The sequence below is a fragment of the Streptomyces chattanoogensis genome, assembly GCF_001294335.1.
GTDB lineage: Bacteria > Actinomycetota > Actinomycetes > Streptomycetales > Streptomycetaceae > Streptomyces > Streptomyces chattanoogensis.
Map to the genome: position 1 here is coordinate 341,918 of NZ_LGKG01000001.1, position 21,453 is coordinate 363,370.

Annotated in this window: 20 protein-coding genes and 1 pseudogene; 6 read left to right on the forward strand and 15 right to left on the reverse strand. The window is 72.0% G+C overall.

The features are described from left to right. Nucleotides 1-1,569 carry a glycoside hydrolase family 3 protein gene (locus ADL29_RS01495; protein WP_053921963.1) on the forward strand — a complete coding sequence of 523 codons (1,569 nt, stop codon included), beginning with the start codon at nucleotides 1-3 and terminating at the stop codon, nucleotides 1,567-1,569. 54 nt (nucleotides 1,570-1,623) lie between these two features. Here the strand turns inward: ADL29_RS01495 and nagB are convergent, their stop codons facing one another. Both nagB and ADL29_RS01505 read right to left on the reverse strand, forming a co-directional pair. Next, on the reverse strand, nucleotides 1,624-2,406 hold the full coding sequence (gene nagB, locus ADL29_RS01500; protein ID WP_053921964.1) for a glucosamine-6-phosphate deaminase: 783 nt from the start codon (nucleotides 2,404-2,406) through the stop codon (nucleotides 1,624-1,626). A gap of 180 nt (nucleotides 2,407-2,586) precedes the next feature. Then, nucleotides 2,587-3,360, reverse strand: a complete 774-nt coding sequence (locus ADL29_RS01505) for an SDR family oxidoreductase (protein WP_053921965.1) — start codon at nucleotides 3,358-3,360, stop codon at nucleotides 2,587-2,589. A gap of 152 nt (nucleotides 3,361-3,512) precedes the next feature. Between ADL29_RS01505 and ADL29_RS01510 the strand changes: the two are divergent. Next, a pseudogene (locus ADL29_RS01510) lies at nucleotides 3,513-4,118 on the forward strand (TetR/AcrR family transcriptional regulator); the annotation flags it as partial. Nucleotides 4,119-4,684: 566 nt separating this feature from the next. Next, nucleotides 4,685-6,157, forward strand: coding sequence for a PAS domain-containing sensor histidine kinase (locus tag ADL29_RS01515; RefSeq protein WP_053921966.1), 1,473 nt, complete (start codon nucleotides 4,685-4,687; stop codon nucleotides 6,155-6,157). Between the two features lie 179 nt (nucleotides 6,158-6,336). Here the strand turns inward: ADL29_RS01515 and ADL29_RS01520 are convergent, their stop codons facing one another. Together ADL29_RS01520 and ADL29_RS01525 are read right to left on the reverse strand one after the other, a co-directional pair. Beyond that, nucleotides 6,337-6,594, reverse strand: a complete 258-nt coding sequence (locus tag ADL29_RS01520) for a WhiB family transcriptional regulator (protein WP_003983230.1) — start codon at nucleotides 6,592-6,594, stop codon at nucleotides 6,337-6,339. 320 nt (nucleotides 6,595-6,914) lie between these two features. Then, nucleotides 6,915-7,898, reverse strand: a complete 984-nt coding sequence (locus ADL29_RS01525; RefSeq protein WP_053921967.1) for a diacylglycerol/lipid kinase family protein — start codon at nucleotides 7,896-7,898, stop codon at nucleotides 6,915-6,917. Nucleotides 7,899-7,992: 94 nt separating this feature from the next. Here ADL29_RS01525 and ADL29_RS01530 point away from each other — a divergent pair, with 94 nt between their 5' ends. Beyond that, the gene (locus ADL29_RS01530; RefSeq protein WP_053921968.1) at nucleotides 7,993-8,478 is read left to right on the forward strand and encodes a hypothetical protein; all 486 of its coding nucleotides are present in this window, start codon (nucleotides 7,993-7,995) and stop codon (nucleotides 8,476-8,478) included. 192 nt (nucleotides 8,479-8,670) lie between these two features. Here the strand turns inward: ADL29_RS01530 and ADL29_RS01535 are convergent, their stop codons facing one another. The 4 genes from ADL29_RS01535 to ADL29_RS01550 all read right to left on the reverse strand — a co-directional run bounded on the left by ADL29_RS01535 (nucleotide 8,671) and on the right by ADL29_RS01550 (nucleotide 11,222). After that, entirely contained in the window at nucleotides 8,671-9,654 is a 984-nt protein-coding gene (locus tag ADL29_RS01535; protein WP_053922220.1) for an RNA polymerase sigma factor SigF, read from the reverse strand. Between the two features lie 43 nt (nucleotides 9,655-9,697). Further along, on the reverse strand, nucleotides 9,698-10,111 hold the full coding sequence (locus ADL29_RS01540) for an ATP-binding protein (protein ID WP_006603191.1): 414 nt from the start codon (nucleotides 10,109-10,111) through the stop codon (nucleotides 9,698-9,700). A 303-nt stretch (nucleotides 10,112-10,414) separates the two neighbouring features. Next, nucleotides 10,415-10,915 carry a GNAT family N-acetyltransferase gene (locus tag ADL29_RS01545; protein WP_053921969.1) on the reverse strand — a complete coding sequence of 167 codons (501 nt, stop codon included), beginning with the start codon at nucleotides 10,913-10,915 and terminating at the stop codon, nucleotides 10,415-10,417. 46 nt (nucleotides 10,916-10,961) lie between these two features. Further along, entirely contained in the window at nucleotides 10,962-11,222 is a 261-nt protein-coding gene (locus ADL29_RS01550; protein WP_053921970.1) for a UBP-type zinc finger domain-containing protein, read from the reverse strand. A gap of 151 nt (nucleotides 11,223-11,373) precedes the next feature. Between ADL29_RS01550 and ADL29_RS01555 the strand changes: the two genes are divergently transcribed. Continuing rightward, entirely contained in the window at nucleotides 11,374-12,972 is a 1,599-nt protein-coding gene (locus ADL29_RS01555; protein WP_053921971.1) for a Na+/H+ antiporter, read from the forward strand. Nucleotides 12,973-12,991: 19 nt separating this feature from the next. Here ADL29_RS01555 and ADL29_RS01560 read toward each other — a convergent pair whose 3' ends face one another. The 3 genes from ADL29_RS01560 to ADL29_RS01570 form a co-directional block, all read right to left on the reverse strand. Beyond that, nucleotides 12,992-13,903 carry a 1-aminocyclopropane-1-carboxylate deaminase/D-cysteine desulfhydrase gene (locus ADL29_RS01560; protein ID WP_053922221.1) on the reverse strand — a complete coding sequence of 304 codons (912 nt, stop codon included), beginning with the start codon at nucleotides 13,901-13,903 and terminating at the stop codon, nucleotides 12,992-12,994. 69 nt (nucleotides 13,904-13,972) lie between these two features. Further along, the gene (locus tag ADL29_RS01565) at nucleotides 13,973-14,563 is read right to left on the reverse strand and encodes an N-acetylmuramoyl-L-alanine amidase (RefSeq protein ID WP_053921972.1); all 591 of its coding nucleotides are present in this window, start codon (nucleotides 14,561-14,563) and stop codon (nucleotides 13,973-13,975) included. A gap of 203 nt (nucleotides 14,564-14,766) precedes the next feature. Next, the gene (locus ADL29_RS01570; RefSeq protein WP_053921973.1) at nucleotides 14,767-15,000 is read right to left on the reverse strand and encodes a hypothetical protein; all 234 of its coding nucleotides are present in this window, start codon (nucleotides 14,998-15,000) and stop codon (nucleotides 14,767-14,769) included. 272 nt (nucleotides 15,001-15,272) lie between these two features. Between ADL29_RS01570 and ADL29_RS01575 the strand changes: the two genes are divergently transcribed. Then, a complete protein-coding gene (locus tag ADL29_RS01575) occupies nucleotides 15,273-16,202 on the forward strand; it encodes a glutaminase (RefSeq protein ID WP_046926059.1) in 930 nt (309 codons plus the stop codon). A gap of 336 nt (nucleotides 16,203-16,538) precedes the next feature. On the opposite strand, the gene ADL29_RS01580 is transcribed toward ADL29_RS01575, so the two are convergent. The 4 genes from ADL29_RS01580 to ADL29_RS01595 form a co-directional block, all read right to left on the reverse strand. Continuing rightward, nucleotides 16,539-17,477 (reverse strand): beta-ketoacyl-ACP synthase III, encoded by a 939-nt coding sequence (locus tag ADL29_RS01580; protein ID WP_046926057.1) that lies wholly within the window; start codon nucleotides 17,475-17,477, stop codon nucleotides 16,539-16,541. Between the two features lie 307 nt (nucleotides 17,478-17,784). Further along, nucleotides 17,785-20,067, reverse strand: a complete 2,283-nt coding sequence (locus tag ADL29_RS01585; protein WP_053921974.1) for a heavy metal translocating P-type ATPase — start codon at nucleotides 20,065-20,067, stop codon at nucleotides 17,785-17,787. Next, the gene (locus ADL29_RS01590) at nucleotides 20,064-20,261 is read right to left on the reverse strand and encodes a hypothetical protein (protein ID WP_053921975.1); all 198 of its coding nucleotides are present in this window, start codon (nucleotides 20,259-20,261) and stop codon (nucleotides 20,064-20,066) included. The genes ADL29_RS01585 and ADL29_RS01590 overlap by 4 nt, the downstream gene beginning before the upstream one ends. A 144-nt stretch (nucleotides 20,262-20,405) precedes the next feature. After that, nucleotides 20,406-21,383, reverse strand: a complete 978-nt coding sequence (locus ADL29_RS01595) for a helix-turn-helix transcriptional regulator (RefSeq protein WP_053921976.1) — start codon at nucleotides 21,381-21,383, stop codon at nucleotides 20,406-20,408. Between the last annotated feature and the right edge of the window lie 70 nt (nucleotides 21,384-21,453).

Sequence of the window (21,453 nt, forward strand, 5' to 3'; positions counted from 1 at the left end):
ATGGCTGTCTTTCTCCGCCCCATTCGTTCCACCGACACTCTCGCGCGCGATGCACTCGCCGTCCTCCAGCCCGGCTTCACCGGCACCACCGCCCCCGGCTGGCTGCTCCGCCGCCTCGACGAGGGCCTGGCCGCGGTGGGCCTCTTCGGCCGCAATGTGCACAGCCCGGACCAACTGGCCGCTCTCTCCGCCCAGTTGCGGGACGTACGCGATGACCTCCTCATCGCCATCGACGAGGAGGGCGGCGATGTCACCCGTCTCGACGTGCGCGGCGGCTCCGCCTTCCCCGGCAACCTCGCGCTCGGCGCCGTCGACGACACCGCCCTGACCCGCGAGGTGGCCCGCGAAATGGGCCGCCGCCTGGCCGGCTGCGGTATCAACCTCAACTGGGCGCCGTCCGCCGACGTCAACTCCAACCCCGCCAACCCGGTCATCGGCGTACGGTCTTTCGGCGCCGACCCGCAGCGGGTCGCCCGGCACACCGCCGCATACGTCGAGGGCCTCCAGTCCGCCGGCGTCGCCGCCTGCACCAAACACTTCCCCGGCCACGGCGACACCGCCGTCGACTCCCACCACGCCCTGCCGCGCATCACCGCCGACCTGCCCACCCTCCGGCAACGCGAGCTGATCCCCTTCCAGGCCGCCATCGCCGCCGGCACCAAGGCGGTGATGAGCGCGCACATCCTGCTGCCCGCCCTGGACGGCGACCACCCGGCCACCCTCAGCCCCGCCGCCCTGCACGGCCTGCTGCGCGCACCGGCCGCCGAGGGCGGTCTCGGCTTCGACGGGCTCATCGTCACCGACGGCATGGAGATGCAGGCGATCTCCGCCACCTACGGCATCGAGCACGGCAGCGTGCTGGCCATCGCGGCCGGTGCGGACGCCATTTGTGTGGGCGGCGGACTGGCCGACGAGGACACCGTGCTGCGGCTGCGCGACGCCCTGGTGCGGGCGGTGCGCGACGGGGAGCTGCCGGAGAAGCGGCTCGCCGACGCCGCGGCACGGGTGCGCGCCCTGGCGCGCTGGACCCGGAGTGCGGGCGCGGTCGTGGGGGCCGCGCCCGCACCCGGCATCGGCCTGAGCGCCGCCCGCCGCGCCCTGCGCATCACCGCCGACGACCCGTACGAGCCGCTGACCGGCCCCGCCTACGTCGCCGCCTTCACCCCCCTCGCCAACATCGCGGTAGGTGACGACACCCCCTGGGGCATCGCCGCCGAACTCACCCGCCTTCTCCCCGGCACTCGCACCGCCACCTACACCGCGGAGGCGGCGGCTGCGGTTGGGACCCCCGCGCTGATCGACGGCCTGCTGGCCGACGCCGCCGGCCGCCGCCTCGTCGCCGTCGTCCGCGACGCCCACCGCCACCCCTGGATGGCCGACGCCCTGCGGGCTCTCACCGCGGCCCGCCCCGACACCGCAGTGGTGGAAATGGGCGTTCCGCAGTCCCCGCCCGCCGGCGCCATCCATATCGCCACCCACGGCGCGGCCCGGGTGTGCGGCCAGGCCGCGGCGGAGGCCCTGTTGGGGATGACGGGCCCGACTGTCGGCGGCACCGCGGCCGACAGCTGAGGACACCGCCGCCCGGCGAGAGACACCGCCCACCGCCGAGCCGCGCGCCGGGGTCTAGATCCCCTGCCACTCCGGCTTCGCCGCATACGTGGCCCGGAAGTATTCGGCGAGCTTCAGCTTGGAGGCCGCGGCCTCGTCGACGACGACCGTCGCATGCGGGTGGAGCTGCAGGGCCGAAGCCGGGACCAGCGCGGCGACCGGGCCCTCGACCGCGTGCGCCACCGCGTCGGCCTTGCCCTCGCCGGTGGCGAGCAGGACCAGGTGCCGGGCCTCCAGGATGGTGCCGATGCCCTGGGTGATGACGTGGTGCGGGACCTCCTCCGGGCTGTCGAAGAAGCGGGCGTTGTCCTCCCGGGTCTGCCGGGTGAGCGTCTTGATCCGGGTACGGGAAGCGAGCGACGAGCACGGCTCGTTGAAGCCGATGTGCCCGTCGGTGCCGATGCCGAGCAGCTGCAGGTCCACACCCCCCGCCTCGCTCAGCGCCTTGTCGTACGCCTCGCACGCGGCCTGGACATCCTCCGCCGTACCGTCCGGCCCCATGAAGGAGCCCTCGTCCAGCCCCAGCGGCTCCACCACCTCGCGCAGCACCACCGAACGGTAGGACTCCGGGTGCCCGGCCGGCAGCCCCACATACTCGTCGAGCTGGCAGATGCGGGCCCGCGAGGCGTCCACCACGCAGGCCCGGACCTTCGCCGAGAGCGCCTCGTACACGGGCAACGGGGTCGAGCCGGTGGCCACACCGAGCAGCGCATCCGGCTTGCGGCGCATCAGGGTGGCGATGGCCTCCGCGATGAGCTCCCCGCCTGCCGCGGCGTCCGGAACGATGACAACTTCCACGCTTGGCCTGCCGTTCTGGAGAATGGGCTATGTGGTATAGACCAATCTAGCAGAGCGGGGCACGGACGACGGGGTGCCGCGGGGGAATGGCGGGGAAGTTTCGCCGCCCCCGGCAGCCCGCCGGCAGTCCCCCCGGCCACCCGTCCGGCCACCCGTCCGGTCACGCATCCGGCGCCGGCGTCAGAGCAGCACACCCCCCGTCGCATCGATCCACTGGCCCGTCACCCAGCGGCTGTCGTCCGAGGCGAGAAAGGCCACGACATCGCCGATGTCGGCCGGCTCCGCCACCCGCCCGAGCGGGGATATCTCCCCGAGTGCCGTACGCGCCCCGGCGTTCTCCGCACCGCGCAGCCAGCCGGCGTTCATATCCGTGTCGACGGCGCCGGGCGCCACGGCGTTGACCGTGATCCCGCGCGGTCCCAGGTCCTTGGCGAGCGTCCTGGTGAACACATCGACGGCGCCCTTGCTCATGGCGTAGGCGATCAGCTCGGGCTTGGCCGCGCCACGCGTCAGCCCCGTCGAGGTGTTGATGATCCGCCCGCCGTCCCGCAGTCGGCTCAGCCCCTGCTGCACGATGAAGAACGGCGCCTTGGTGTTGACCGCGAAGAGGCGGTCGAAATCTTCCTCCGTCACCTCCCCGACCCGCTTCAGCGTCCCGTCCACCGCTTTGTTGATCCCGGCGTTGTTGACCAGGACGTCCACCCCGTCGGCCTGCTCGTCGAACGCGGACCAGAGCGCCTCGGCGTCTCCCGGCACCCCCAACTCGGCCCGGACCGCGAAGGCCTCGCCGCCCGCGGCCTCGATCGCGGCGACCGTCTCCTTGGCCGCCGCCTCGTCGCGTCCGTAGTGCACGCCGACCCGCGCCCCGTCCCGCCCCAGCCGCTCCGAAATCGCCCGGCCGATCCCCCTGCCGCCGCCCGTCACCAGTGCCGTCCTGCCGCTGAGTGCACCCATGGCCGTGCCCCTCCCCATCTCGTATGCGCCGCCCGGCGCGAGGGCGCGCCCGCACGCAACGCGCAGCGCCCCTCCGCCGAGCGATTTCTATATCGCTCGCTACAAAAAGACGCTAACACGACTTCCGTACCGGCCGCTATAAAATTCACCCCATGGCGAGCAAGGAAACGAAACAGCGCGGCCGGCCCCGGTCCTTCGACCGGGAGACGGCGCTCGAGCAGGCGATTCGGTCCTTCTGGGAGCAGGGCTACGAGGCCACGTCCATCTCCGACCTCACTCGCACCATGGGCATCAGTGCCCCCAGCCTCTACGCGGCCTTCGGCGACAAGCGCGCACTGTTCGACGAGGCGGTGGCCGAGTACGGACGGCTCTACGGCGGCTTTCTCCCCCGCGCCGTGGCCGAGGAGCCGACCGCCCGCCGCGGCGTCGAACGGGCGCTGCGCGAGGCCGCGGCCGAATACACGCTGCCCGGCCGCCCCCGCGGCTGCCTCGTTATCAGCGCGGCCCAGAACACCGCCCCCGCCTCCGCCGAAGTCGCCGCCTCCCTGCGGGAGATGAGGCTGTCGAACATCCGGGACATCCAGCGGGCGATCACGGCGGACATTGCCTCCGGCGAGCTCCCCGCCACCACGGACGCGGCCGCGCTTGCCCATTACGCAGGGGCGGTCATCCAGGGCATGTCACAGCAGGCACGGGACGGCGCGGACCGCACGACGCTGGAAGCCATCGCGGAACTGGCCATGAAGGCCTGGCCGGAGACGGAGACGCAGACGGAGAGGGAGGGCGCGGGGGAGACGGAGGGAACGGGAAAGGCAGCGGACGACCCGGAGAAAGAGCCGGAAGCCAAGGCGGGGAAGACGCGGGGCGAGGCCCGGCGCACCCGGCCCCGTACGGCCGATCGCCCCTGAAGCACCCGCGGGCCGCGGCGCCGGGACAGGACCCTCAACCTGTCCGGCACCGCAGCCCGGAGCTGACATCGGCCGACCCCGTTTGCCGGCCGGGATCTGCCCCGTGTGCGGTAGGGGCACGGTCCCGGCCCAAGGCCGGTCGATCGGAGGCCTCGGCGCAGTCAGGGCAGAGAGCGCCTCGGGCCTCGTTCCGCCCTCCTGTGCGGGGAGAGCGGAGGATCAGGATCTGGAGTATCCCCCAGAAAGGTGTTGCGCCCGACATTGTGGACTAGACCATTCTCGGTTGTCCATGCCCTGGCAAAGACCACAGATACGCGCGAAAGAGCAGGCGGGCAAGAGGGCGAGCAGGAACGGACAGAAGATACGCCGGAACAACAGGCACACCCTACGCCGGTAGGCTCCAATATGTGCCCTCCATGAGGGATCTCGTACGCCAGCACACCGCTCTGAGCGACTCCGACCTCGAGTGGCTGCATCTGCTGGTCTCGGAGTGGCAGCTGCTCTCCGACCTCTCCTTCGCCGATCTTGTGCTGTGGGTTCCCACCCTGGACGGCACCCGTTACGTCTCCGTCGCCCAGATGCGCCCCAACACCGGCCCCACCTCCTATCAGGACGACATGGTCGGCCACCTCGTTCCGCGCGGCCGCCGGCCGATGCTGGACTCCGCCCTGGACGAGGGCCGCATCGTGCGCGAGGGCGACCCGGAGTGGCGTGAGGAGGTGCCGGTACGGGTCGAGTCCATCCCGGTCCGCCGCGAGGGGCGGGTGCTCGGCGTGATCGCCCGTAACACGAACCTGCTGACCGTACGGACGCCGAGCCGCCTGGAGCTCACGTACCTGCAGAGCGCCTCCGACCTGGCCCAGATGATCGCCGCAGGATCGTTTCCCTTCCCCGGCCAGCAGGTCGACATGGATGCCTCGCCGCGCGCCGGCGACGGCCTGATCCGGCTCGACGCCGACGGCGTCGTCCAGTACGCCAGCCCCAACGCGCTCTCCGCCTACCACCGGCTCGGCCTCGCCGCCGACCTGGTCGGCCACCACCTCGGACAGACCACCGCCGAACTGGCGCCCGCCCGCGGCCCGGTGGACGAGGCCCTGGTCAAACTGGCCAGCGGCTGGGCGCCCCGGGAATTCGAGGTCGAGGGCAATGACGGCGTGATTCAACTGCGCGCCATCCCGCTCAAACCGAAGGGAACGCACATCGGGTCCCTGGTGCTGCTGCGGGACGTCACCGAACTGCGCCGCCGCGAACGGGAACTGATCACCAAGGACGCCACCATCCGGGAAATCCACCACCGGGTGAAGAACAACCTCCAGACCGTTGCCGCATTGTTGCGCTTGCAGGCCCGCCGGATGGATTCCGTACAGGGCCGCGAGGCGCTCAACGAAGCGGTCCGCCGGGTCGGTTCGATCGCGATCGTGCACGAGACGCTGTCGCAGAACCTCGATGAACGGGTCCAGTTCGACGAGATCGCCGACCGGGTGCTGGCCATGGTCGCCGAAATCTCCCCCGGAAAGGTGACCACCCGGCGCACCGGCCGCTTCGGGATCCTGGACGCCGAGGTCGCCACCCCGCTGTCCATGGTGCTCACCGAGATCCTGCAGAACGCCCTGGAGCACGCCTTCGACCAGGCGGAAGGCGGCATCGTCGAGGTCGGCGCGGTGCGCGGCGGCACCCGTGCGGAGCCGCGGCTGCTGGTCACCGTGCAGGACAACGGGTGCGGCCTGCCCGAGGGGTTCGACCCGCAGAGCGCAGGAAACCTGGGGCTGCAGATCGTACGGACCCTGGTGGAGGGGGAGTTGGGCGGCACGTTCGACATGGTGCAGGCGCCCGGCCGCGGCACGCAGGTCCTTCTCGATGTGCCCGTACGGGCCGAGAAGCAGCACTGACTCCCATACGGGACGAAACGGCACCGGCCGCCCGTACGGCCCCCGAACAGCAGCAAGCCCCGGACCCATCCGGTCCGGGGCTCAAAGCTATTGCGATGCGATAACGACCTGGCTTTTCAGCGCCGGGGCTGCATCGGGGGTACTGCGCGCTGCGGCTCGGGGGCCACGGGGCGGCTGGCTCAGGCGCTGGCGTTGCGCGCCCGGTTGCGAGCTGCACGGCGCTTCATCGCGCGGCGCTCGTCCTCGCTCAGACCACCCCAGACGCCGGAGTCCTGGCCGGACTCGAGCGCCCACTGCAGGCACTGCTCCATGACGGGGCAGCGGCGGCAGACGGCCTTGGCTTCCTCGATCTGCAGCAGCGCAGGACCGGTGTTGCCGATGGGGAAGAAGAGCTCGGGGTCTTCCTCGCGGCAAACGGCGCGGTGACGCCAGTCCATGGCTGCTCCATCTCCTCGTGTGACGGGATCGTTGCTTGTGAATGTGAACGCTTTCACGAATCCCTCCACAAGGGAAGGGCCGAACCCCAGTTGTGAACTGGTGCGGTCCTGTGGAATGAGGAGGAGGATTCGGGCTCTCAAGGGGGCCGGTGAAGCGGCCGTCCCGATCGCCATGAAGAGACTCGCAAACCTCGGCGGCGGATACAACCCCTTCCGGAAAGTTTTTTTTGATTCCTTGGTGTCGCCTCGGTCACAGCCGTCATTCCAGGGGGTGGAAGGCAGTCTAAACGTTCGAGTGAAAGGACTTTGGTCCCTACTGCTCACACAATCACACGCAGTGCACGGCGAACGCCTGTGAACGTCACACTCGTACGCAGCCCCAGGTGGTCCCCGTCCATCTGAAACGGCAGTGGCGCCTGCGAATGCAAGGTGAACTCGGTGAGGTCATGGAGTGAGACCGCGTGCTTGCCCCGGGGCCCGCGATGTGGTGTTGACGTCAGCATCTGGGCCCCGTACCGGGCCACTGCCGGGGCCGAGAGCTTGCCCAGTGCGAACAGATCCAGTCCGGAGTCGAACGATGCCCGGGGGGACGGGTAGATCGGGCGATTGCCCAGGTAGGTCCAGGGGGCGGTGTTGCAGATTATGGACATCACCAGGTCCTCGACGACCTCCGTGGAGCCGTCCCGGCCGCCCGGGCGTTCGAGGGTGATGGAGCCGCGCCGGCGGTTCTGCTCGCCCAGGTACTGGCGTACGAACTGCCGCACATACAGGGCATGCGTCGAACGCTTGCCGCGTTCACGCTGCTGCTCGACCCGCCCCACCACACCCGCGTCGAAGCCGAAGCCCGCGCAGAAGGTGAACCACCGGGGCGGCGCGCCCTCGTCCTTGCTGCCCGGGGTGCCGGAGGCCAGGCCCAGGCCGATGGTGCGCTCGCTGCGGTCGCGCAGCGCGTCCAGAAGGGCGCCGGTCGCCTCCACGACGTCATTGGGCAGGCCGAGCGCGCGGGCGAAGACATTGGTGGAGCCACCGGGGACGACGGCCAGCCGGGGGTGGGAGTCCGGATCGGGTCCGTTCGTCAGCAGGCCGTTGACGACCTCGTTGACCGTGCCGTCGCCGCCGAGGGCCACGACCAGGTCCGTCTCGCCGCCCTCGGCGGCCTCCCTGGCCAGGTCACGGGCGTGGCCGCGGTACTTCGTCTCGGCGACCTCCAGCTTGAGGTCGCTGGCGAGGGCGTGGGCGAGCACTTCACGGGTGCGGGCACTGGTGGTGGTTGCTGCGGGATTGACCACGAGGAGTGCGCGCATACGAAGCAGCGTACCGACCTGCCGCTTCGTGTCTCACGCCCCGTCCGGGTTCGGGCGGGCCCGCCCCGTACACCGCCGGCGCTACCCTGCTGGGGTGAGCAGCAAGCAGAAGCCGTCCGCGAGCGGCCAGCAGAAACGGTCACCGGACCGCGCCGCCGGTGCTCCCGCCGTACCCGGGCCGGCCGGCCCGCGGCCCGCCCGGATCGCCGCCGCCGCGGCGCTCACCGGGGTCGAGGGCCTGGCGCTGGCCGTCATGGGCACGTACATGCTGATCATGGGGCTGGCCGGTTCGCCGGACAGTCCGCAGCAGGCGGAGATGGGCGGGCTGACCGTGCTGGCGCTCGCCGCCCTGCCGCTCGTCGCCGCGCGCGGGCTGTGGCTGCGCCGCCGCTGGAGCCGCGGCCCCTCGCTGATCACCCAGATCGTGGCGCTGCCGGTCGCCTGGACGCTGATCAAGGGCGGCGGGGTGCTGATCGCGGCCGGCGCCGGGCTCGCCCTCGTGGCGGTCGTGGTGCTGGTCCTGCTGGTCAATCCGACGGCCACGGTGGCGCTGGGGATCGGGCCCCGGGAAACGCCGTAGGGGACGCGGCAGTCGCGAAGTCCCCTAGGGGTTGTTCGAACAGATTCCCTCAGGGTTGCGAGGGCCCCCTGCGGGCCCGCAACGCGGCGGGCGGGAGCCGTAGTCCCGGCACAGCGGCCGGACCGGGCCCGTACGCAAAGACCGAGCGGGCGGGGTCCACACGGACCCCGCCCGCCCCCGTTCACGGTCTGCTCACTCCTCCACGAGGAGCTTGTCCCGCAGCTGTGCGAGCGTGCGGGCCAGGAGCCGGGAGACGTGCATCTGGGAGATGCCGACCTCCTGGGCGATCTGTGACTGGGTCATGTTGCCGAAGAAGCGGAGCAGCAGGATCTTCTTCTCGCGCGGCGGGAGGTCCTCCAGCAGCGGCTTGAGGGATTCGCGGTACTCCACGCCCTCCAGCGCCTCGTCCTCGGCGCCGAGGGTGTCGGCGACGGCCGGGGACTCGTCGTCGGTGTCCGGCACGTCCAGGGAGAGCGTGCTGTACGCGTTCGCCGACTCCAGGCCCTCCAGGACCTCTTCCTCGGAGATCGCCAGATGCTCGGCCAGCTCATGGACCGTCGGCGCCCGGCCATGGCGCTGGGAGAGCTCGGCGGTCGCGGTGGTCAGCGACAGCCGCAGCTCCTGGAGACGGCGCGGGACGCGGACCGCCCAGCCCTTGTCGCGGAAGTGCCGCTTGATCTCCCCGACCACGGTGGGCGTGGCATACGTGGAGAACTCCACGCCGCGCTCCGGGTCGAAGCGGTCCACCGACTTGATCAGGCCGATCGTGGCGACCTGGGTCAGATCGTCGAGGGGCTCGCCGCGGTTGCGGAACCGGCGGGCCAGGTGCTCGACGAGCGGGAGGTGCATCCGTACGAGGGTGTTGCGCAGCTCCGCGCGCTCCGGGGAGCCGTCGGGGAGTTTGCGCAGCTCGTAGAACATCGCCCGCGCGCCGCTGCGATCCTGGGGATCGTGCGGCTCGTGGTGATGCCGTTCTTCGGGATGCTGTTCTGCCCGGGGCTTCAGGCCGGGGGCCGGCTGATCAAGCCGGTCCGCCTGCTGCCCCTGCTGCTCGCTCTGGTCCATGTGGTCCGCCCGCTCTGCCTGCTCCGCCGCGTCCAACCGGCCGCCGTGGTCGTCCGTGCCCACCGGATGCGGCCGGGCCTGCTGCTCGGGGATGGCCGCACCGGGCGCCACCCGCGTGCCGCGTTCGAGATCTTTCACGGGGCCCCCTGTTCGGTCATGACGGTCCGGGACCGGCGCCGCGCTCCTTGTACAGGCTGATGGTGACCGTCTGGTCCTCGGCGACGGTGGAATCGACCTTGCCGGCCAGCGCGGAGAGCACCGTCCAGGCGAAGGTGTCGCGCTCCGGGGCGCGGCCGTCGGTCGTCGGAGCCGACACGGTCACCTGCAGTGCGTCGTCGATCAGGCGGAAGACGCAGCTGAGCACACTGCCGGGGACGGCCTGTTGCAGCAGGATCGCGCAGGCCTCGTCGACGGCGATGCGCAGATCCTCGATCTCGTCGAGGGTGAAGTCCAAGCGGGCTGCGAGCCCGGCCGTGGCCGTACGCAGCACGGACAGGTAGGCACCCGCAGCGGGCAGACGGACTTCCACGAAGTCCTGAGTCCCGGGCTCGCCTGCGATCTGGGACACCCTCACCTCCAAGGTGGCACAAGCTGGTTGAGCTGGAATGCTGGATGCCCCGAGGGTCTCGGGACGTCCACACCGGCCGCATTCTCCCGTCGTGTGAAAGGAGAACGAACCGGCGCAGCACATGGTTCGGCTGTGACGCTACCGCGATCTGCGGGCCGGTGTCGCCCGGAAGGAGCACGGCTGCCGTCCGGTGGCGCCGCGGCCTGCGGTCGCCCCGCGCCGTAGTCGTCACGCACTGTTACCTATTGTACGGCCATGAGTACGGACCGTGGCTAGAGGGCTGCACTGTCAAATCCACCCTGATTACGCTCCGTTGACGCGCGCGGTGGCGGCGAGGTGCTGCAGGGCGTCTCCGGTGAGCCGGAAGACCGTCCATTCGTCCATGGGCTGCGCGCCGATCGACCGGTAGAAGCCGATGGAGGGTTCATTCCAATCCAGGACGGACCACTCGAAACGCTGGTAGCCGCGCGCCACGCAGATCTCGGCGAGGGCCGCCAGCAGCGCCTTTCCGTGGCCGCCGCCGCGCGCCTCGGGCCGGACGTAGAGGTCCTCCAGATAGACACCGTGCGTGCCCGTCCAGGTGGAGAAGTTCCGGAACCACAGGGCAAAGCCCACCGGGGCTGCAGCCGCCTCTCCGGCTGCCTCCGCGATCAAGGCGAAGGCCGCCGGGTGGTCCCCGAAAAGTGCTTCCTTCAGCTGCGGCTCGGTGGCCTGGGCGGCCTCCGCGCTGCGCTCGTACGCGGCCAGCTCGCCGATCATGGCCAGGATGGCGGGGACGTCGCCCGGCGTCGCTTCGCGAATCATGCCGCAAGGCTAAGGCCAAAGGTGTGCGCGGCGTGGCCCCCGGGGCTCATACCAGGAGCTGGTCGACGAAGCACCAGCGCCAGTCGTCGCCCGGTTCGAACGACCGCATCACCGGGTGCCCGGTTTCCGCGTAGTGCGCGGTCGCATGCCGGTACGGCGAGGAATCGCAGCAGCCGACGTGGCCGCAGACCAGGCACAGTCGCAGCTGCACGGGGTGGCTGCCGACCGCCAGGCACTCCAGGCAGGTGGCGCTCAGCGGAGTCGGTTCGGCGCGCGGCAGTCCGGGAACATGCGTGCAGTCGCTCATGCCGATCCCTCGCTACGCTCGGCCCCGCATTCGCGAGGCACGCACCTTTCCATGATTCGCTCGCTGCGCTCGCTCATGATGGCCAGGTTAGATCGCCGGAACGGCCACGGAGGCCGTGGGCCGGTGGAGCCGCGGGGACGGGACGGGGACCATGGATGTGATGCCGCTGCTGTTGCTGGTCGCGGGGAGCGCGGCGGTCGCCGGACTGGCGCGGCGCACCCCTGTCGCCGCACCGCTGCTGCTGGTCACCGCCGGGCTCGCGGCCTCGTACATCCCCGGCATCCCCGACTACACCCTCGCCCCGCACATCGTGCTGCCGCTGCTGTTGCCCCCGCTGCTGCACACCGCCGCGCTCGACAGCTCGTACCTGGATCTACGGGCCAATCTGCGGCCGGTGGCGCTGCTGTCCTTCGGATATGTCCTCTTCGCAACTTTGGTGGTGGGCTACGCCGCCTACCTGGTCATCCCGGATCTTCCCCTGACCGCGGCGCTGGTACTGGGCGCCGTCGTCGCCCCGCCGGACGCCGTCGCGGCCACCGCCATCGCCCGCAAACTCGGGCTGCCGAGCCGCATCACCACGATTCTGCAGGGCGAGTCGCTGGTCAACGACGCCACCGCGATCACGGCCTACAAGGTGGCGCTGGCCGCGGCTGTCGGGGTCGGCGCCACCTGGGCCGACGGCATCAGGGAGTTCGCCATCGCCTCCCTCGGCGGCATCGGGATCGGCGTCGTCCTGATGGTGCCGCTGCACTGGCTGCGCCGCCGGCTGCGGGACGAGGCCCTCCTGGAGAACACCCTCTCCCTCCTCATCCCGTTCACGGCGTACGCGGCCGCCGAACAGGTCGGCGCCTCCGGGGTGCTCGCCGTCGTCGTGGTCGGCCTTTATCTGGGCCACCGCTCCTGGCAGGTCGACTTCGAGACCCGGCTCCAGGAGGAGGCCGTCTGGAAGGTCGTCTCCTTCGTCCTGGAGTCCGCGGTCTTCGCGCTGATCGGGCTGCAGCTGCCCGTGGTGCTGGGCGGCCTGGGAGAGTTCAGCACGGCCCAGGCCCTGTGGTACGCGGCCGTGGTGTTCGCCGTCGTGGTCGTCGCCCGCTTCGTCTGGGTCTTCCCCGCGACCTACCTGCCGCGCGCCCTGTCGGCCCGGATCCGCACCCGCGAACCCGATACGAACTGGACCGCGCCGGTCATCGTCGGCTGGGCCGGGATGCGCGGAGTGGTGTCGCTGGCCATCGCGTTCTCCATCCCCGCCGCCGTGCACAGCGGCGGGCCCTTCCCCGCCCGCAACCTCGTCCTCTTCCTGACCTTCACCACCGTCATCGCCACCCTCGTCGTCCAGGGCCTGACGCTGCCGCCGCTGATCCGCGCCCTCAAGCTGCCCGGCCGCGACGAACGGGCCGAGACGCTCGCCGAGGCGCAGGCTCAGAACGACGCCTCCCGGGCCGCCGAGGCGCTGCTGGACGCACTCCTCGAGGACCCGCGCAACGCCCTGCCAGGACCGCTCGCCGACCGGCTGCGCACCGTCCTGGAGCGGCGCCGCAACGCCGTATGGGAACGGCTCGGCACCGTCAACGAGGAAACCGGCGAATCCGCCGACGAGACCTACCGCCGGCTCTCCCGCGAAATGATCGACGCCGAGCGCCGGGTCTTCGTCGAACTGCGCGACGCCCGCCGCATCGACGACGAGATGCTGCGGACGCTGCTGCGCCGGCTGGACCTGGAGGAGGCGGCGGCCTACCGGGAGCGGGCGTAGCGCCCGGTACGCCGTGCCGTCACGGCATACCCGTGATCACGGCCGCCACCCTGCTGCCCGGGGCGAACGCGCCCTCCTCGGCCAGCGTGGTCAGCCCGTACAGCAGCTTGGCGACGTAGGTGCGTTCCAGAGGGAGGCCGTGGCGGTCCTCGAAGGCGTCGGCGAAGGCGGTCAGGGCGGGGGTGCTGCGGGCGTATCCGCCGCAGTGGAAGCGGTCGTCCAGCCGCCAGTCGCCGCGCGGTCCGCCGAAGGCCGCGCGCTGGAGCTCCTCGACCGTCTCCTGGAGGAAGTGCGGGCCGTCGCCGCCGCCTCTGAGGACGGGGATGCCGACGGCCTGCTGGTCCGGGCCGAGCCCCGCCGCGAGCCCCGCCAGGGTGCCGCCCGTCCCGCATGCCACCGCAACCGTGTCCGCGGCCCCGCGCAGCTCCCGCCCGAGTTCCGTACAGCCTTCTGCCGCAAGGGAGTTGCTGCCGCCCTCCGGTATGACGCGGAAGGCGCCGAAGCGGTCGTGCAGGCCGGCGAGCACGTCCGGGTCGGTCTTGCGGCGGTAGCGGGACCGGTCGATGAAGTGCAGCCGCATGCCGTCGGCGGCGCAGCGGGCCAGCGACGGGTTGAGCGGGGCGGCGGCCAGCTCGTCGCCGCGGACCACGCCGATGGTGGCGAAGCCGAGGAGACGGCCGGCCGCCGCGGTGGCCCGCAGATGGTTGGAGTACGCGCCGCCGAAGGTCAGCAGCGCGCGCTCACCGGCCGCGGCGGCGGCCCGCAGATTGGGCGCGAGCTTGCGCCACTTGTTGCCCGGCAGGTCCGGGTGGATCAGATCGTCCCGCTTGAGCAGCAGCCGGACGCCGCGGCGCGCGAACGGATCGTCCTCGATCTCCTGGAGGGGGGAGGGGAGACGGGGGCGCAGCACGGCGGGGTCGGGGCGGGGCATGCCGTCCATTGTCCCGTGCCCCGGGGGGACCGCGAGGCCGTGTGGCGGTGCGGCCGTGCGCCCGTGCGGTCACTTCAGGCGTTCGCGGATCCGCCCGCGCAGCCCGTCCATGGTGAAGCCCCGGGGATCCACCTTGCCGGGCTGCCACTCCAGATGGCCGATCACCGAGCGCTCGGTCCAGCCGTGCGCCCGGCACAGCGCCGCCGCGGCCTTCTCCAGGGCCGCCAGCTGGGCAGGCGGCCAGGGGTCCGTGCCGTCGCCGAGGTTCTCGCACTCGAAGCCGTAGAAGACCTGATTGCCGTCCGTGTCGATCTTGTCGGCCGGCGGCAGCCGCTTCTCCGCGATCACCGCCCGCAGGACGTCGCCGTCCCCCAGCCCGGCGTGGTTGGCGCGGCCGCAGCCGACCAGGTGGACCGCGCCGTCCTTGGTGATCACCCCGTGGCACAGCGGGCCCGGCAGGTCGGGGTGGCCGTTGTAGCAGAGCCGTACGGTGCTCCCGGCGCCTGACGTCGCGGTGTGGTGCACCACGATGCCGTGCACCGGACCCCAGGGGCCCATGTGCTCGCGGTTGTGCGTCCTCCAGTCGCCCACCTCGACGACCCGCAGTCCCTCCGCCTCCAGGGCTTCGAGAAAACGGGCAGCAGACAGCGCTACGGCCATGACCGGCTCCGATCGGTACGCGGCGGCCGCCGACCGCGCACCGCCTCATGCCTCGCTTCTACGGGATGGGTCAGGACCGATGGAGTGGAACGGCATAAAACGGACCGGCTGTTCGGTGGGTGTGCGAGCGATTCCGGCCGGGCGGGGGCGTATGCCGGAGCCGTATGCCCCGGGCCGTATACCGCGGCCGTATGCCGGCGGCGTCAGCCGTGGATGGACCCGTCCCCATGGGCGTTGACATGGGCCTCCAGCTTGCCGAGCGCTTCCCGGGTCGCCTCGGGCGAGCCGCTGCCGCTGCGCTCGGCGTAGTACGCGGCGCCGAGCTTCTTCAGCAGGTCGGACCCCGCTCGGTGTGCGTGTGCTTCGTCGATCTTCTTCTTGCCCTCCGCCAGTCCGCGCTGTGCCTGTTCCTTGGCCCGGTCGATAAACCCGGTCATTGCTGCCTCCATGACGTCGGTGTCGTCTGTGCGGTGAGGAAGTCCGTAGGTTCCGTAGGTGCGGTAAGGGATGAAAGCGGTCAATGGAATCAACGGCGCGGATGGCCGCAGGGTTCCCGTGCCAGGCTGGGGCACATCCGCGAAGAGCGCGACACGGGATGGGCCGCACGGCGCAAGCGGCCGCCGCACCGGGCGTATCCCGCCCGCGAGGTGAAGTCGCAGGCGGGGGGCTCCGATGGGGGTCGCTCCTGCGCCGGGTTAGCGTGTGCCTCATGGACTACCAGGCCGTCATCGAAGAGGTAGCGGCCCATGCCCGCCCCTACGCGGGACAGGGGCAGGTCGCCGACTACATACCCGCGCTCGAGAGGGTCTCCGCGGACCGCTTCGGGATCGCGGTGGCCGACATCGACGGCAAGGTGTACGGGGCCGGCGACTGGGAGGTGCCGTTCTCCGTTCAGTCCATCTCCAAGACGTTCTCTCTGGCCCTGGTGATGGCCCAGGGCCACAGCAGTCACAGCGGCGACGACGAGATCTGGCGGCGGGTGGGCCGTGAGCCGTCCGGTACGCCGTTCAATTCGCTGGTCCAGCTGGAGGCGGAGAACGGCATCCCGCGCAATCCGTTCATCAACGCCGGCGCCCTGGTAGTCACCGACCGCCTGCTGACCCTCACCGGTGACGCCAGCACCGCGCTGCTGCACTTCCTGCGCGAGGAGAGCGGCAATCCGGATCTGGCCTTCGACCAGGCGGTGGCCGACTCCGAGGCCGACCACGGCGACCGCAATGCCGCGCTGGCGCATTTCATGGCGTCCTTCGGCAACCTGGAGAACCCGGTGCCCAGCGTCATCGAGCACTACTTCTGGCAGTGCTCGATCGAGATGAGCTGCCGCGATCTGGCCGTCGCCGGTGGCTTCCTGGCCCGCCACGGGCTGCGCGCCGACGGCAGCCGCCTCCTGGAGGCGCGCGAGGCCAAGCGGATCAACGCGGTGATGCTGACCTGCGGGACGTACGACGCGGCGGGGGAGTTCGCCTACCGGGTGGGGCTGCCCGCCAAGAGCGGCGTCGGCGGCGGGATCGTGGCCGTGGTCCCGGGGCGCTGCACGCTGTGTGTGTGGAGCCCCGGGTTGGATGCCCGGGGCAACTCCGTCGCGGGCGCGGCGGCCCTGGATCACTTCACGACGTTGACGGGTTGGTCGGTGTTCTAGCCGGTCCGCTGCGCTTTGCCTGGGCCGTACGTTGTTGTCTGCGGCGCCGTGGTGTCTTCTCGCCGTTGCGCCTGCGGCGGGCGGGGGTTGGTTGTCGGCCGCGGTGCCGGCCCTCCGGACTCCGTCCTGCGGTCCGTCCCCTCCCGACGGTGGGGGTGAGGGGGCTCGGTGGCTTCCTGTGCGGGGCGCAGTATCTCCGTGAGCACCCCGGGCCCTAGCCAGGCCGCGTCTCTTCCGGGGCGTCGATGCCCTGGGGCGAGGGGCGGTGTTCCCGTGGGGCGGGTGACTGCCGCGCCTGCCGCGGGCGCCCGCCCCTCCGTCATGCCCTGATGGCTCTCACGGGCACCGGATGACCTGCCCGGCATACGAGAGATTGCCGCCGAAGGCAAAGAGAAGGACGGGCGCGCCGGAGGGGATCTCGCGGCGTTCGACCAGTTTGGCCAGGGCCAGCGGCACCGAGGCGGCCGAGGTGTTGCCGGAGTCGACGACGTCCTTGGCGACCACGGCGTTGATCGCTCCGATGCGCTCCGCGACCGGCTCGATGATCCGGAGGTTGGCCTGGTGGAGCACCACGCCGGCCAGGTCCTCGGGGAGGATGCCGGAGCGTTCGCAGACCTGGCGGGCGATGGCCGGGAGTCGGGTGGTGGCCCAGCGGTAGACCGTCTGGCCCTCCTGGGCGAACCGGGCCGGCTCGCCCTCGATCCGTACCGCATTGCCCATCTGGGGGACCGAACCCCACAGCACCGGGCCGATCTCGGGTTCCGCCGATGCGGTGACCACCGCGGCCCCGGCCCCGTCACCGACCAGGACGCAGGTCGTACGGTCCGTCCAGTCGACCACATCGGTGAACTTCTCCGCCCCGATGACCAGCGCATTCGTCGCCGAACCGGCCCGGATGGCGTGGTCGGCGGCGGCCAGCGCATGGGTGAAGCCGGAGCAGACGACGTTGATGTCCATGGTGGCGGGCGCGTCCAGGCCGAGCCGGGCGGCGACCCGGGCCGCGGCGTTCGGGCTGCGGTCGGTGGCCGTGCAGGTGGCCACCAGGACGAGGTCGATCTCGTGCGGGGCCAGTCCGCTCGTGGCCAGCGCCTTCGCGGCGGCCTCGGCGGCCATCGAGTCGACCGTCTCGTCCGCGGCCGCGATCCGCCGGGTACGGATGCCCACCCGGCTGCGGATCCAGGCGTCATCGGTGTCGACGAGCTCGGCGAGGTCGTCGTTGGTGAGCACGCGGGAGGGCTGGTAGTGGCCGAGCGCCAGGACGCGTGACCCCGTCATGAGTTCCCCTGTAGGTACGTGGGCGGGCGGGTAGGCGACCAGTCTCACCTGCCGGTGCCGGCCGGCGGTTGCGCGATCCGCCAATGTTCCGCCGTCAGAACTGGAGACATCCGACCGCCGCCCCGTGTCCACGGGGGGCGGCCGGCCGGGGGACAGCGGGCCCGTCCGCCGATCCAGCGGCAGCGCGGCGGGGACCCGGGCGGATTGCTCCGCCTGTGGGCGCGGCGCACGGTACGGCGCGGCCCCGGCAGCGGGGTGCTGCCGGGGCCGCGGCCCCGGGGACGGGCCCATCTGCTGCCGCCCGGTGTCAGCCGATGGCCTCCGGCGCCGTGTCGGGCGTCAGCGCCCGGAAGCGCCGCAGCCGCAGGCTGTTCCCGACGACGAAGACCGACGAGAAGGCCATCGCGGCGCCCGCGATCATCGGGTTCAGCAGGCCGGCGGCGGCCAGCGGCAGCGCCGCGACGTTGTAGCCGAAGGCCCAGAACAGATTGGTGCGGATGGTGCCGAGGGTGGCGCGGGCGAGGCGGATGGCGTCCGCCGCGGCGCGCAGATCGCCCCGTACGAGGGTCAGGTCACCGGCCTCGATGGCGGCGTCGGTGCCGGTGCCCATGGCCAGTCCGAGGTCGGCGCGGGCCAGGGCGGCCGCGTCGTTCACCCCGTCGCCGACCATCGCGACCGAGCGGCCCTCACCCTGTAGGCGCTCGATGACGGCCACCTTGTCCTCGGGGAGCACCTCGGCGATCACCTCATCGATGCCGACCTCCTTGGCCACCGCCTCTGCGACGGCCTTGTTGTCGCCGGTGAGCAGTACGGGCGTCAGCCCCAGGGCACGCAGCCGCCGCACCGCCTCGGCGCTGGTGGGCTTCACCGCGTCGGAGACGACCAGGACGGCCCGCGCCTCGCCGTCCCAGCCGACGGCGACCGCGGTGCGGCCCGCTGCCTCCGCCTCGGCCTTGGCCGCCGCCAGCGCGGGCGGCAGCTGCTGGCTCCAGTCGGTCAGCAGCCGCTCGCGGCCCACCAGGACGGCATGCCCCTCGACGATGCCCTGGACGCCGAGCCCCGGGACGTTCGCGAAGTCCTCCGGCGTGGGGAGCGGGCCGGCGGCCTCCTCGGCCGCGGTGGCGATGGCGCGGGCGATGGGGTGCTCCGAGGAGTGCTCCAGCGCGCCGGCCAGCCGCAGCGCCCGGTCACGGGACACCCCGTCGGCCAGGTGGATGCCGGTCAGCGTCATCACACCGGTGGTGACCGTGCCGGTCTTGTCCAGGACGATGGTGTCGACCTTGCGGGTGGACTCCAGGACCTCGGGCCCCTTGAGGAGGATGCCCAGCTGCGCGCCCCGGCCGGTGCCGGCCATCAGCGCGGTGGGCGTGGCCAGGCCCAGGGCGCACGGGCAGGCGATGATCAGTACGGCCACGGCAGCGGTGAAGGCGGCGACCGCGCCCGCGCCGGTGCCGAGCCAGTAGCCGAGCGTGCCGACGGCCAGCGCGATCACGACCGGGACGAAGACCGCGGAGATCCGGTCGGCGAGCCGCTGGGCCGCGGCCTTGCCGTTCTGCGCGTCCTCCACCAGGCGGGCCATCCGGGCCAGCTGGGTGTCCGCACCGATGCGGGTGGCCTCGACGACGAGCCGGCCGCCCGCGTTGACCGTGGCCCCGGTGACGGTGTCGCCGGGAGCGACCTCCACCGGGACGGACTCACCGGTGAGCATCGACGCGTCCACGGCGGAGGCGCCCTCCACCACCAGCCCGTCGGTGGCGATCTTCTCCCCGGGCCGTACGACGAACCGGTCCCCGACCGCCAGCCCGTCCGTGGGGATGCGGACTTCCCGGCCGTCGCGCAGGACGGCCACGTCCTTGGCGCCCAGTTCGAGCAGCGCGCGCAGGGCCGCGCCCGCCTTCCGCTTCGACCGGGCCTCGAAGTAGCGCCCGGCCAGGATGAAGGTGGTGACACCGGCCGCCGCCTCCAGATAGATGCTGCCGCTGCTGTCCGTACGGGCGATCGTCAACTCGAAGGGATGCGTCATCCCGGGCATCCCCGCGGTCCCGAAGAACAGGGCCCACAGCGACCAGCCGAACGCCGCCAGCGTGCCCATCGAGATGAGGGTGTCCATCGTGGCGGCGCCGTGCCGCAGATTCGTCCAGGCGGCCTTGTGGAACGGCCAGGCGCCATAGGCCACCACGGGGGCGGCCAGGGTCAGGGACAGCCACTGCCAGTTGGTGAACTGCAGCGCCGGGACCATCGCCATCAGGACGACGGGGAGGGAGAGCGCCAGGGAGGTGAGGAGGCGGTGGCGGAGGGCGGCCAGGGGGTCCCCCTCGGCCGCCCGGCCGCCCCGGTCGTCGGGCGCCGGGGCCGGCGGCTCGGGGACCGCGGCGGTGTACCCGGTCTTCACCACGGTGGCGATCAGGTCCGCGGTCCCGATGCCGCTGCCCTCCGCGACCGCCACCTGCGCCTTCTCGGTGGCGTAGTTGACGGTGGCGGTGACCCCCTCCATGCGGTTGAGCTTCTTCTCGATACGGGCGGCGCACGAGGCGCAGGTCATCCCGCCGATCTCCAGCTCGACGCGGTGCTCTCCGGCCACGGTCGTCATGACTGCTCCTCCGAGTGCTGCAGGTGCTGGGCGGGCGCGTGCGGGGCCGGCCGGGCCGGGGCGTCCTCGCCGCCCCCGGTCGCGCGGCCGAGGCCGAAGCCGGCGGCGAGAACGACGAGCAGCAGCAGCGCATAGCCGCCGAGCCTGACCGGGGTGCCGAGGGCCTTCGCTGTTCCGGCGGTGGTGGCCGTCATGCGTACTCCTCATCGCGAGCGGGGGACGCCCATGGCGGGGCGCCCGGCGTCCAGTACGCAGAACCATATACCCCCTAGGGGTATTCCGTCATCCCCGGCCCGTCCCCTCCGGGCCGTCACGCCCAGCGCGCCACGCCCTGCCCGTCACCCGTCCCCTCCGGGCTCTCCCGCCCCCCGAAGCGCCCGCCCGCCCATCGCCCGCAGATACCCGGCCAGCTCCGGCGGCTCCTGCACCGTGAACTCCCGCCCCAGCATGACCAGCCGCATTGCCAGCCACTCCAGCGAATCCGGCGCGCTGTGCCACCGGCAGGACTCCCCGTCGATCGCCGTCACCTCGCCCGCCCGGCCGCCCAGCCGCGCGGCCACCTCCCCGGCCGGGGCGTACACCGTCACCACCGCCCGCTGCGCCGCCGGACCCAGGCCCTTCATGCGCTCCTGGAAGAAAGCCGCGGCATCGGCGGCGGGCAGCTCGCGCGGCGGGGTCCGTACGCCCGTCGGGAACGCCCCGGTCAGCCGGTCCACCCGGAAGAGCCGCCAGTCCTCGCGGTCGTTGTCGTACGCGACCAGATACCAGCGCCGCCCCGCCGCCACCAGGCGGTGCGGCTCCACCAGGCGCTTGGTCCGCTCGCCCGCGCCCGCCTGGTAGGCGAACCGCACCCGCTCATGGTTGGTGATCGCCGCGGCGAGCACGGTCAGCTGCTCCGGGTCGACGGTCGGGCCCCCGCCGGCCGGCAGCGGGACGGTGGCGTTGCCGAGCGTGCCCACCCGCCGCCGCAGCCGGGCCGGGAGCACCTGCTCCAGCTTGGCCAGCGCCCGTACGGACGCCTCCTCGACGCCCGCCACGGTCTGCCCGGCCGCCGAGCGCAGGCCCACCGCGATGGCCACCGCCTCCTCGTCGTCCAGCAGCAGCGGCGGCATGGCCGTGCCCGCGGCCAGCCGGTAGCCGCCCTCCGCGCCCATCGTCGCGTGCACGGGATAGCCCAGCTCCCGCAGCCGTTCGATATCGCGGCGGATCGTCCGGGAGGTGACCCCCAGCCGCGTGGCCAGCTCGCTGCCCGGCCATTCGCGCGGGGTCTGGAGCAGGGACAGGAGGTTCAGCAGTCGTGCCGATGTCTCACTCATGCCGTCGATGATGCAGGAGGAAATAGGACCGGTGCTGTCCTAGACGGGCTCTAGTGTCGGTGACGCATTC